The sequence below is a fragment of the Paenibacillus fonticola DSM 21315 genome (assembly GCF_000381905.1).
Classification (GTDB): domain Bacteria; phylum Bacillota; class Bacilli; order Paenibacillales; family Paenibacillaceae; genus Fontibacillus; species Fontibacillus fonticola.
In genome coordinates this window covers 50,739-62,224 of sequence record NZ_KB907266.1, presented here as the reverse complement: position 1 = coordinate 62,224, position 11,486 = coordinate 50,739, and the positions used below count along the sequence as shown (strand labels likewise).

Below are 11,486 nucleotides of genomic sequence, written 5' to 3'. Positions count from 1 at the left end.
CAATTGAAATGATTATTCGCCGGCTGCATTCGCTTCCTCTTGTACTTTTTGCAGGGCGTCAAGCATAGCCTGCGGATCCTGCACGCCTTCGATGACGCGATGGATGCCGCTGCTAAGCTCGGTGTTGACCTCAGCCTGCACCAAGGCATCGAACGCTGGCCATTTATACTCTAGTTCATTCATGCGCAGAATAATTTCCTTGATCAAATCATTGGCTGCATTAGCCTGCAGGTCTCCCTCGCTCAAAATCATCGAAGGCAGCAAGCCGTCCTCCTTCAGACTTTGCAATTGAACTTCATCGCTGAAAAAGGTCTTAATGAACGCCTTGACCGCTTCCAATTTCTGCGGATCATCCGCTACCTTCGCAGAGAACCCGTAACCGTTGTTCGAATCGACCATCGAACTGAAGCCGTCTCCTTCATTCAGCGGAGGCATTACGAAGAAGCCAAACTTGCTCTTGCCGTCAGCGTCCACCGCATCGTTGAATACAGAGGATGCCCAGGAACCGTCGTACATCATGACGGCTTCATCCGTCAGCAGCTGGTTGCGCTGGCTATTGTAGTCGATGCCGAGCTCGCCCTTCTTGAAATAACCCTTTTTCACCCATTCCTGATGCTTGCTCACGGCCTCGACCATTTTCGGATCGTTCCATTTCGATTCCCCGGTCTTGAATCCTGCCGTGAAATCCGCTCCCGCATAGTACGACCACAGGTTATTCGTCGTCATGAGCGGTACCCAAGCATCCTTGGAACCTTGGGCGAAAGGAACCTTGCCATCAGCCTTCACCTTCTCGGCAAGCGCTTCCAATTCGGCAAGCGTTTTCGGAACTTCCAGTCCTTTCGCAGCAAAGTACTCTTTATTATAGAAATATCCTTCGATCGATCCGCCCTTCGGCAGGCCATATATTTTGCCATCGTATGTCCAAGGATCCAAGTTGATGAAGCGCTCCTTCAAATTCAACTCGTCCAGAATAGGACCGATGTCGAGAACCAAGCCTTCTTTGGCGTAAACGCCGATATCCGGGCTGCCGAAGGCATCGAAAATATCCGGAGGATTGCCTGCGGCCATTTCACTTCTCAGCTTGTCTTTCCGGTTGACCTCGCTGTCCACGCCGTCCAGCTTGATCGTCAAACCAGGAACCTGCTCTTCGGTCTTCTGCTTAACAGCCTCCAAGCGAGCCAAGCGGTTTTTGTTCGGCTCCCCGATTTCGATGTGGCGCATTTTCAGCTCAAACGGCTCCACTTTGCTGCTTTGCGACGCATTCTCGCCGTTGGTGGTGCCCGTATTCACCGGCTCTGCGGAGTTGTTGCTTTTTCCGCAGCCTGCCACCAGAGCGCCGGCTACAAAAATCAGACTTAACATCATAATCAGACTTTTTCTCACTGTTTGACCTCCCTAATAATTGAGTAGTTTTGCTTTGCATCCTCATTATAAAATAAGGCCTCCGGCCTGTAAGGATGACAAATCCACTATTAGAGGAGATATTTCTATGGACTTCATTGAGGCAGCAATTTGGCGCAGCTCCAGCCAAAAAAAGCGCCCTCCAGCCGTATGCGGCTGACAGGGCGCCTTATTCAAAGCAGCTCTATCATTTCGAAACGTTGTTATTGTTACGTACAGGGGAGATGAACCAGTAAGCCATGCCGACAAATACGATGCCGCCTACCATATTCCCTAACGTTACCGGAATCATGTTGTGGAGCCAGCCGGCGATCGAAATAGTTTCCGGATGGTTTGGCAGCAGGACGGATAAGCTCAGCAGGGTCATATTGGCGACGCTATGCTCGTAGCCGCTCGCAATGAAGGCAAAGAGGCACCACCAGATCAGCACCAGCTTGGAAATATCATCTTTCGCCCGGTTCGCCATCCACAGCGCCAGACAGACGAGCCAATTACACAATATGCCGCGAAAAAACAGCTCTGACACCGGAGCGGCCATCTTCTTCGCAGAGGCAGCGAAGATCAAATGCTCCGGTCCTGCGGCCTTGAACAAGCCGGAACCGACGACGAGCAAGCTTAACACCACCGCTCCCGCCAAGTTGCCGAGGAACACGATAACCCAGTTCTTCAGCGTGTCCCCCGGCGTCGTCCGCTTAGCTAGCGTGCTGATCGTAAAGAACATGTTGTTGCCTGTAAACAGCTCCGAGCCGGCAAATACGACCAAGGTGAGAGCAATCCCGAAGGATGCGCCCATGACGAGCGATTGAATAGGGGATTCCGCCTTGGCCAGCGGAGCTCCAAGGCTAAATATAAGTATGATCCCTAGTCCCACATAGGCGCCGGCCAGCAGCGCGGATACAATGTACCTGGGCAGACTCTCCTTCATCGCATCTCTTTTCTTGACTGCCGCTTCAATGATGGCCTCCAAATTTTGCGTATACATAACAGTTCTCTCCCCTTTGCTCCCATCTTGCATTAAATGCGTTTAACGCCGTGTCCAGATCTGCTGCTTATGTCTGCATCTATGCCTACATCTTCTGACTGTGTCTATCGACGTCTTATGTCTGCATTCATAACCATATCTTCTAACTGTGTCTATCCACGTCTTATGTCTGGCTAAGTGTTCTTAACTAATGCCGGCATCTAACACCCGCATCTAATGTCCATGTCTTATATCTGCTTCTACATCCTCGCCTTACGGTCCGATCCAGACGCTGCCATCTTCTACTTTCACCGAATACATCTTTACCTGTCCGGTATCCGGGGCTTGAACGAGCCCCGTAGCCAGGTCGATCTTCCAATCGTACAACGGATCGTATAAATACTGGCCCGATACGATGCCCTCGGCCAGCGGTCCGCCTTTCGGATGCGGGCTCCTGTTCTCCACGGCATACAACCGGTCGCCGGAGTCACGGAACACGGCGATCTCCTCGCCGTTTAACTCCACCACCCGGCCGATCTGCTTCATAAACAGTTCCAGCGTACCTACATGGTACATCGTCTTCTGCTGTGCTCCCATATTCATTCTCCTTTCGATTGTTATCCCTTCATTTCTACGCTATGGAACATTTTGCTGCAGCTGTCATGGTCATTCAGCATTTTGCTCCATGGCTCCTCCACCTGCTTCAAGGCAAACTCGACGCGTTCCACCAGGGCCTGGCGATTGTCCACATTGTCGACAACTACAGCCTTGATTTGCTCTAGGCCGATTCGCTCGACCCATTCCGAGGTTCTCTCCAAATAATTGCCCGTTTCCCGGTAATATTGGATGACCGCGCCGCATACCTCGATCAGTTCCTCATCCGTCTTCACCTTGCAGAGCGAATCTGCCAGGCGGGCTTTGATGCCGCCGTTGCCGCCAATGAAAATTTCCCAGCCTCCGTCGTTGCCGACGATGCCGATGTCCTTCGTGCATGCTTCCGCACAATTGCGCGGGCAGCCATTAACGGCCATTTTGAACTTGGCCGGGTAGTCGATCCGCTCGAACTTGCGTTCCAGCAGCGCTCCCATGCTCATCGAATCCTGAGTGCCAAAGCGGCAGAACTGGGAGCCTACGCAAGTTTTGACAGTACGCAGCGATTTTGCGTAAGCATATCCCGACGGCATGTCAAGCTCCTCCCACACTTTCGGCAGGTCTTCTTTTTTCACGCCAATCAAATCGAGACGCTGCCCGCCGGTCACTTTAACCACCTTAACGTCGTATTTCAGCGAAACATCGGCAATTTTCTTCAGATCCTCCGGCGTCGTTACGCCCCCGTACATCCGCGGCACGACCGTATACGTTCCATCCTTCTGAATGTTGGCGTTCATCCGCTCATTGACGAAGCGCGATTCCTTCTCATCCTCATGGGTGTCCGGATAAATCATGCCAAGGTAGTAATTGAGCGCAGGGCGGCACTTCGAGCAGCCCTCCTGCTGACTCCAGCCGAGAACATGCATGACCTCCTTGGTCGTCTGCAGCCCTTTCGCTTTGATCTCGGCGACAATTTCGTCGCGGCTCAGCGTCGTGCAGCCGCAAATGCCTTGTTTCGCCGCAGTTTTGAACCCGTCTCCCAGCACATATTGTAAAATTTGTTCGACGACCGGCTTGCAGCCTCCGCACGAACGGGTTGCACCGGTGCAGGCCTTGATTTCATCCACGGTCGTTAAGCCCTGGTTTGTAACCGCATCGACAATATTCCCTTTCGTCACACCGTTGCAGCCGCATACGATTTCATCGTCGGCCATCGCTTCGACCGAGGCCGCTTTCTTTGCTCCTCCGCCGCCGCAGCAGCCCGAGCCCATCAGCGTATTGTACAGCTCGTCGGTCATGGCCGCTTTTTGCTTGATCAGCTTTTGCAGCTCTGCCGAATCGGTAATATCCCCGTACAGTACGGCGCCGACCATGACGCCCTCTTTGAGCAATATCTTCTTATACGTGCGCTTCCAGTCATCCTTGTTCGCGATAACCGTATGCTCTGGCCCGTCGATGAATTCACCGGTTGAGAATACGTCCACCCCGGATATTTTCAATTTCGTGGATACGATCGAGCCTTCATAGGCGGCGGTTTCTACGCCGCAAATATGCTTGGCCAGCACCATTCCCTGCTCGAAGAGCGGAGCCACGAGGCCGTAACATACGCCGCGATGCTCATTGCACTCGCCTACCGAATATACGTCTTTCATCGATGTCTGCATGTAATCGTTGACGACGATGCCGCGATTCACCTCGATGCCGCTGTTCTTGGCCACCTCGACGTTCGGCTTGATGCCTACGGCCATCACGACGAAATCCGCGTCCAGCACAGTATCGTCGGCAAAGCGAAGTCCGCTTACTCTTTCGCCGCCAAGCAATTCGACCGTCTGTGCCTGCATTTTGAACTTAATGCCCTGGCGCTCCAGCTCCGTGCGCAGCATAAGCGCAGCCTGATGATCGAGCTGCCGCTCCATCAGATCCTCCATCAAATGGACGACCGTAACGTCCATGCCCAGTTGCACAAGTCCTTTGGCAGCCTCTAGCCCCAGCAGTCCCCCGCCGATGACAGCCGCCTTTTTATACGTCTTGGCCGCCTCCAGCATCTGGTTGCAATCCGCAATATCGCGGAAGCCGATAACGCCCTGCTTGTTGCTGCCCGGAATAGGCAAAATAAACGAATTTGATCCTGTCGCGATAATCACCTTGTCGTAAGGAACCCGTATTCCCTCTTCCGTCACTACTTCCTTGTGCGATTCGTCGATTTGCACGACTTTGGTTCCTGTGTGCAGCGTAATACCATTATCGGCATACCATTGCCAGTCATTAAGCACGATATCGTCGATCGTCTTGCTTCCCTCAAGTACATAGGAGAGCATGATGCGATTGTAGTTCGGATGCGGCTCACTGCCGAATACCGTAATTTCGAATTGTGTTGTCAGCTTCAAGATTTGTTCGACTGTACTAATTCCGGCCATACCGTTCCCGATCACGACCAGTTTAGGTTTATTTTCTATCATTAGGAATGCCTCCTTTTCAACTGAAACCTTTCATTCACTTGCCACGATATACCTAAATTATATATTTAAATTCCAAACTATATTGTGATTTGTTTCACATTGATTGTGAAAAATATCACTTTAAGTGCCACATTTTTCTCTTATTTTCTATTGCAAAATCCAATTCGCGAAGAACGCGTCATGAACAAATATAATTTGTCCGGTTCTTCGCGAATGGTTCACGCTGTTCCCTGCTTAAAGCCGTTACAAGCGAATGAGCTCCAGCTGTACATTATCCTGCGGCTTCAGGCGCATTTCCAAGCCATTCTCCATCAGTTGCTTATTATTTACTTTCAGTATCCATCGCTCGTTGATTGCCGGCTGATGACCGTTTACGGCAATGATATGCTTATTGTTCGGATTGAATTTAACGATACCGCTTAATCGCAGCAAATCCCTCACCGTCATGTTATCTTCATAACGATTAACATAATACCTTAGTTCTCCTATGTTGCCTGAACCGCTATTTACAGACAATATGAGCGATCTCTGCTCGGATAAATCTATTTCACTGTTTACCGTCTTGACATAGACGAGAATCACGTCGCCTTTTTTCAGCTTGGTGCTCCAGGCTTCCGGCTTCAAATCCTTCTTATTTAATTTTACGCCCCATTCCAATGTTGAATCAAGCGATACATCGCCAACAGACAAAATTGCTTTGCCATCGCTCGTAAGCTGGATCGTTTGACTGCTCTCCAAGGCCTGGCGAACAGTAATACCTTCCATATAATCAAAATGCAGGCTGCTTGTAACGTCGGGTATAAATGTACTGCCATCGATTTTCAGCGTAAGGTCATGCTGATTTGCTTCGTGTGGCTGAACCGGCGGCTCATCCTTAGGCACAGCTGCGCAGGATGTCCCGAGCAGAACGAGGGCTACTGCCATAATTAGAAGTAATCCGGATTTGTATATCATTACTGCACCTGCTTTCCGTAATGCCAGATAGAGTTTTATCCCTTTATAGCATAACGGACTTGATAGCAGTTCTCAAACTAAAAAACAGGGTGATTGAAAAAAATAAATAAAAATATATATCGTACATCCTAAAAAAGATGCACCCCATTCAGCCTATTCATATCGAGGAAATAAAATGTTATTTTCCAAATGTACGTGCGTAAAAGTCATTTCCTCAAGCTCGCTCAGCCTAGCATAAGTCAACCGGTACGTTGTGCATGCATGATCCGGGACCTCAAAATCCTGCGTAATCCGCCGGATTTGTTTGAGAATATTTCCAGCCGTGTCATGCTCTGCCTCCAATGCCTCAATGGCCTCGCGCAGCTTCGCGCGTACTGCAGCATCAGCGGTTAGATCGGAGTTAACCATCTTAGGAAACACTTCGGCCTCCTCTTTATCTGTATGCTCCAGCAATTCATGCTTCAACTGGCCAAACAACGATTGCATTTCCAGCAAATGCGGCTCCGAATCTCCATGAACCCTGGCAACCTTAGTCACGTATTTTTGCAGTTCAGGAAGCTCCTCGCGCAAATAAGCATGATGCTTGCTTACGATATGGCTAATCAACTCTCCACTTTCCGCCTCTGCCCAATTATAGTCATTCCCGGTAAATGGCTGCTCTGTCGTGAACTCGTTTAACTCCTCAATCAGCTGCTCCACTGAAACGCTGCTCTCATCGGCCGCTTCCCGCAGAGGGCGATTTCCTCCGCAGCAAAAGTCAATGCGATGATTCCGAAAATAATCCGCAGTTCTAGGATAGCGAACGACAACGTCACGAACGAGAGTGTTTTCATGCAAATACTGCTGTTCCATTGTTCTCCCCCTCCATACGATGAAACTTCTCCTTACAAGGATACCTCCATCGTAAAACAGTGTAACAGACGACCTTGTGATTGCAGTCACATGAACATTAATTTCTATGAAATTGAATTTCTTCTGTGAAAAAAGAAATGAAAAAAAGGCCCCCTCTTGTCTGGGCAGCCCATAGTAACGAACAATAATTTCTACTTTAATATATCGTGATCCACATAGCGTTCGCCATTCAGTTCACTGAGCAGCTCAATGGCTACTTTAGCGCCGTCACCTGCAGTAATAATTGTATGCACACTAACCCCGGCAACTGTTCCGGCAGCCCATATCCGTGCATTACTCGTTCTGCCGGCACCATCGGTCTTTATGACCGTTTTGATCCGCGGCTCAGTTCCTTCTCGCAGCTCAAGGCCAATGCTGTTAGCCAGTTCGGTCAAAGCACCGGTAGCCAAAATAATATGAGATGCTTCAAAGCTGCGGCCTGAATCCGTTTTAACGGTTACTTTAGAGCCACCGTTCGTATCAATGTCCGTTACTTTCTCTGTGATGAATTTGGCCCCGAACTTCTCTGCCTGTTCACGTCCAACTTCAAGTAAATCCGGGCCTGATATTCCATTTACTCCGTAATGGTTATCAATCCAGGCCCGCTTCGTCATGCTCGTATTGCTGTCAAGAACAAGGGTCTCCTTCCCTGCCTTTGCCAGGAACAAGGCTGCGCTGGCTCCCGCTGGCCCCGCCCCGATCACAATGACCTCAGCCACAAGTACACCCACTTTCTTTAATATTCGTGCCGATCCGTCACAGGCAACGGCACGAATCTAGTCAATCCAATGTTCGGCCCAGTTCTGGACTTCTCCCATCACCCGCTCTAAGGCCAGCCCTTTATCCGTTAATTCGTATTCAATCCGAACGGGCGTCTCCGGATACACATGCCGCACAAGGATGCCTTCGTTCTCCAAATCCTTCATGCGTTCAGACAACATCTTGTCACTCATCGAGGGAATCAGATTCGAAATATCCTTAAACCGCTTCGGCCCGCTCATTAACGAGTGTATGATCAATCCGTTCCATCGCTTCCCCAATATTGAGAAAGCAGATTCAAACCGGGGACATAGTATTGGGGTGCAATCTTCCACTCTTCTTCACCTCTCTTATCCGAGACGGACTAAAATAGCCTAAAACTTACGTTTTGTTAGTATGTATCATACCTTAACATATTTTCTTAACTGTGAAAACCGGGATAATATTCGATTATACTGTAAAAAGAGTGTAAAATGAATCCGCTTTAAGTTTTATTTTGAAATAACCGGTGCTTGGACTGTATCAGCCATTTTACTAAAAAAAGCGGCTACCCTTTGCGGGCAGCCGCTACTTCTATTATATTGTTTCCGTGGCCAATTATACCCACCACATATCCGCTGCAGCGTCTTCGATAATAATACCTTGCAGGTTGCGCACCGCTTTAGTGAATCCTTCCTCAACGGACATCAAACCATCCTCATGCTCAATGCTTACAACATAATCATAGCCGACCAAGCGCAGAGCGCTAATTATATCGCTCCATGTTTTCAGGTCATGTCCGTATCCAACCGTCCGGAACTGCCATGCCCGATCCATCATCGCCGTATATGGCTGCATATCGGTAATGCCATGCATATGAATGTTCACCGGGTCCAGAGACGTATCCTTCGCATGGAAATGATGAATGGCTCCCGCGCGGCCAAGGATGGATATGGCCTGCACAGGGTCAATTCCCTGCCACCACATATGACTCGGATCCAGATTCGCTCCGATCACTTCACCAGCCGCCTCACGCAGCTTAAGCAAAGTTCCCGGTGTATGAACCGAGAATCCACCATGCAATTCAAGGCCGATTTTCACATTGCGGTCTGCGGCATATTTGCCCCACTCGGTCCAGTATGGAATCACTTTATTTTCCCATTGCCAGTCGAGAATTTCCTGGTAATCGTTCGGCCAAGGCGCTACCGGCCAATTCGGATATTTCGCATCCTCATGGTCACCCGGACAGCCCGAGAACGTGTTCACGACCGGAACTTCAAGCCGCTCGGCCAGTTGTACCGTCTTGACAAACGTATCATGAAATGGCTGAGCGATCGCTTTCTGCGGATGCAGCGGATTGCCGTGGCAGCTTAGGGCGCTGATGATCATCCCGCGGGATTCCACCGCTTTCTTGAAGCGTTCCAGGGCTGCTTTGTCTGCAAGCAGTTCATCCGGATTACAGTGGGAATTGCCCGGATAAGCCCCTGTGCCGATTTCCACCGCTTTCAACCCTTGTGCTGCTGCCATGTCCAATGCATCCTCCAAAGAGCGTCCGCCGAACAAGACGAGAAATACACCTAGTTTCATGAAATAGCCTCCTTAATTAATCAAAATATACCGTCTTGCCTGTTTTGGCGGAAGTGTAAATAGCTTCCAAAATTTCAGTGACTACAAGCGCTTGCTCCGGTTTGACCAGCGGTTCCTTGTCCTCCAAAAGCGCCTCGACCCAAGCTCTCGCTTCGCGGGTCGCATCGGTCTCTTGCTCGCCGTCAAAAAAAGCGACGCCGCCGGAACCGAAATCGACCTTTGTCTCATACAGCCTGCTCAATTTCTCGCCGTTAATCCGCAGACCGTCCTTCATGTCCGCTCCGCCTTCCGTACCGCAGAGCAGCGTCTTCGCTTCGCCCGTCTCTACCACGTTCAGCGCCCAGCTGGATTCCAGCATGATCGTGGCGCCGTTCTTCATCGTAATGAAGCCAAAGGCCGAATCCTCAACTTTGAATTCCTCCGGATTCCATGGTCCAAATGCGTTGGCTGCATTTTCGCGGCTGCCCAGCTTGTGGAATACCGAACCTGTAACGCTTTTTGGCTCATAGTTGTCCATCAGCCATAACGTCAAGTCGAGCGCATGCGTACCGATATCGATGAGCGGCCCGCCGCCTTGCTTCTCTTCATCCAGGAACACGCCCCATGTCGGTACGGCGCGGCGGCGAATGGCGAGTGCTTTCCCCAGATAAATGTCGCCAAGCTCCCCGTTTTCGCACAGCTGCTTCAAATACAGGCTGTCGCTGCGGAAGCGGTTCTGATACGCAATGCTCAGCTTCTTCCCAGTACGCTTTGCCGCATCCAGCATTTGGCGGGCCTGTTCCGTCGTTTTGGCCATCGGCTTCTCGCACATGACGTGCTTGCCGGACTCCAGCGAAGAAACCGTGATCTCAGCATGCGAGTCGTTAGGCGTACAAACATGAACAACGTCGATATCTTCCTTGAGCAGCTCGCGGTAGTCCGTGAATACTTTAGCGCCTTCCACACCGTATTCCGCCGCAGCTTTTTGAGCCCGCTCTTCTATAATATCGCAAAAAGCGACTAATTGAACCTCCAGCTGCTGGGCCAAGCTTGGCAAATGTTTGCCGTTAGCGATTCCTCCACAGCCGACGATAGCTACTTTTAATGTTTTAGACATTGATTTTTCCTCCCTCTCGAACATAACCTTTAATCCATTCCATACTTGCCGCGATGCTGTCCAGCGAATCTCCGGCACAGTAATCCTGCTCTACAACAACCCAATCGATCCCGTCTTTAGCCGCTGCATCGGCAATCGCCTTGACGTCAACGATCCCCCGGCCCAGTTCTACCGTTTCCGCCGAACCGTCCTCTTTCTTGACCATATCCTTCAAATGCAGCAGCGGAAGTCTGCCGTTGTACTTCGCTATGTACGCCAGCGGATCGAAGCCCGCATAGGATACCCAGCACGTATCAAGCTCCACCTGCAGCAGTTCTGGAGCAACGCGATCATAAATCGCATCCAGTACCGGCTGACCATCAAGCGTCTCCGTCAGCTCAAACTCGTGATTGTGATAGCAAAGCACGATGCCTGCTTCCGCGCATCTTTGGCCAATCGCTTGCAAATCTTCAATCACTTCAGGCCAGCGGTCGCGCTCATCCTCAGCCAAGTAAGGAAAAATAAGATAACGGTTGCCAATCGCCTTGTTAAAAGCAATCTCCTCATTCAGAGCATCGCGCAAGCGGCTGTATGGCGTATGAGCACCTATGACGGCTAATCCTGTTTCTTTCAATAAGGCTGACACTTCCCCAGGCGTACGGCCGTAATAGCCGGCGAATTCAACGCCTTTATAGCCAAGCTCCGCTACTTTACGCAATGTACCTTCAAAATCTTTTTCCAAATGATCTCTAACTGTGTACAACTGCAATCCTACCTGTGTCATATTATCACCTCATATGATATTTAGGATGAAGCCTCAACCAAACCG

At 50.3% G+C, this 11,486-nt stretch carries 11 protein-coding genes; all 11 read right to left on the bottom strand.

What is annotated here, in order from left to right; all coding sequences use genetic code 11:
- Window positions 1-12 precede the first annotated feature (12 nt).
- Complete coding sequence (locus G358_RS0120450) at window positions 13-1,383, bottom strand: ABC transporter substrate-binding protein (RefSeq protein WP_019639121.1); 1,371 nt, start codon at window positions 1,381-1,383, stop codon at window positions 13-15.
- Between the two features lie 205 nt (window positions 1,384-1,588).
- The gene (locus G358_RS0120445; RefSeq protein WP_019639120.1) at window positions 1,589-2,383 is read right to left on the bottom strand and encodes a formate/nitrite transporter family protein; all 795 of its coding nucleotides are present in this window, start codon (window positions 2,381-2,383) and stop codon (window positions 1,589-1,591) included.
- A gap of 252 nt (window positions 2,384-2,635) precedes the next feature.
- On the bottom strand, window positions 2,636-2,959 hold the full coding sequence (gene nirD / locus G358_RS0120440; protein WP_019639119.1) for a nitrite reductase small subunit NirD: 324 nt from the start codon (window positions 2,957-2,959) through the stop codon (window positions 2,636-2,638).
- Between the two features lie 20 nt (window positions 2,960-2,979).
- On the bottom strand, window positions 2,980-5,412 hold the full coding sequence (nirB, locus tag G358_RS0120435) for a nitrite reductase large subunit NirB (protein ID WP_019639118.1): 2,433 nt from the start codon (window positions 5,410-5,412) through the stop codon (window positions 2,980-2,982).
- Between the two features lie 243 nt (window positions 5,413-5,655).
- Entirely contained in the window at window positions 5,656-6,366 is a 711-nt protein-coding gene (locus G358_RS0120430) for a hypothetical protein (RefSeq protein ID WP_019639117.1), read from the bottom strand.
- A 153-nt stretch (window positions 6,367-6,519) separates the two neighbouring features.
- Complete coding sequence (ric, locus tag G358_RS0120425) at window positions 6,520-7,218, bottom strand: iron-sulfur cluster repair di-iron protein (RefSeq protein WP_019639116.1); 699 nt, start codon at window positions 7,216-7,218, stop codon at window positions 6,520-6,522.
- Window positions 7,219-7,409: 191 nt separating this feature from the next.
- Window positions 7,410-7,976 carry an FAD-dependent oxidoreductase gene (locus G358_RS0120420; RefSeq protein ID WP_019639115.1) on the bottom strand — a complete coding sequence of 189 codons (567 nt, stop codon included), beginning with the start codon at window positions 7,974-7,976 and terminating at the stop codon, window positions 7,410-7,412.
- Window positions 7,977-8,033: 57 nt separating this feature from the next.
- The gene (locus G358_RS0120415; RefSeq protein ID WP_026342385.1) at window positions 8,034-8,351 is read right to left on the bottom strand and encodes a winged helix-turn-helix transcriptional regulator; all 318 of its coding nucleotides are present in this window, start codon (window positions 8,349-8,351) and stop codon (window positions 8,034-8,036) included.
- A 262-nt stretch (window positions 8,352-8,613) separates the two neighbouring features.
- Window positions 8,614-9,582: a sugar phosphate isomerase/epimerase family protein gene (locus tag G358_RS0120410; RefSeq protein ID WP_019639113.1), complete on the bottom strand. Its 969-nt coding sequence runs from the start codon at window positions 9,580-9,582 to the stop codon at window positions 8,614-8,616.
- Between the two features lie 16 nt (window positions 9,583-9,598).
- Window positions 9,599-10,678, bottom strand: a complete 1,080-nt coding sequence (locus G358_RS0120405) for a Gfo/Idh/MocA family protein (protein WP_019639112.1) — start codon at window positions 10,676-10,678, stop codon at window positions 9,599-9,601.
- Window positions 10,671-11,441 (bottom strand): sugar phosphate isomerase/epimerase family protein, encoded by a 771-nt coding sequence (locus G358_RS0120400; protein WP_019639111.1) that lies wholly within the window; start codon window positions 11,439-11,441, stop codon window positions 10,671-10,673. Before G358_RS0120400 ends, G358_RS0120405 begins: the two co-directional genes overlap by 8 nt.
- Window positions 11,442-11,486 lie beyond the last annotated feature (45 nt).

Excerpts from the sequence above, each read along its gene's own strand:
- G358_RS0120405 (WP_019639112.1), bottom strand. The coding sequence starts at position 10,678 with ATGTCTAAAACATTAAAAGTAGCTATCGTCGGCTGTGGAGGAATCGCT.
- G358_RS0120410 (WP_019639113.1), bottom strand. The coding sequence starts at position 9,582 with ATGAAACTAGGTGTATTTCTCGTCTTGTTCGGCGGACGCTCTTTGGAG.
- nirB (WP_019639118.1), bottom strand. The coding sequence starts at position 5,412 with ATGATAGAAAATAAACCTAAACTGGTCGTGATCGGGAACGGTATGGCC.
- ric (WP_019639116.1), bottom strand. The coding sequence starts at position 7,218 with ATGGAACAGCAGTATTTGCATGAAAACACTCTCGTTCGTGACGTTGTC.
- G358_RS0120400 (WP_019639111.1), bottom strand. The coding sequence starts at position 11,441 with ATGACACAGGTAGGATTGCAGTTGTACACAGTTAGAGATCATTTGGAA.
- nirD (WP_019639119.1), bottom strand. The coding sequence starts at position 2,959 with ATGGGAGCACAGCAGAAGACGATGTACCATGTAGGTACGCTGGAACTG.
- G358_RS0120445 (WP_019639120.1), bottom strand. The coding sequence starts at position 2,383 with ATGTATACGCAAAATTTGGAGGCCATCATTGAAGCGGCAGTCAAGAAA.
- G358_RS0120430 (WP_019639117.1), bottom strand. The coding sequence starts at position 6,366 with ATGATATACAAATCCGGATTACTTCTAATTATGGCAGTAGCCCTCGTT.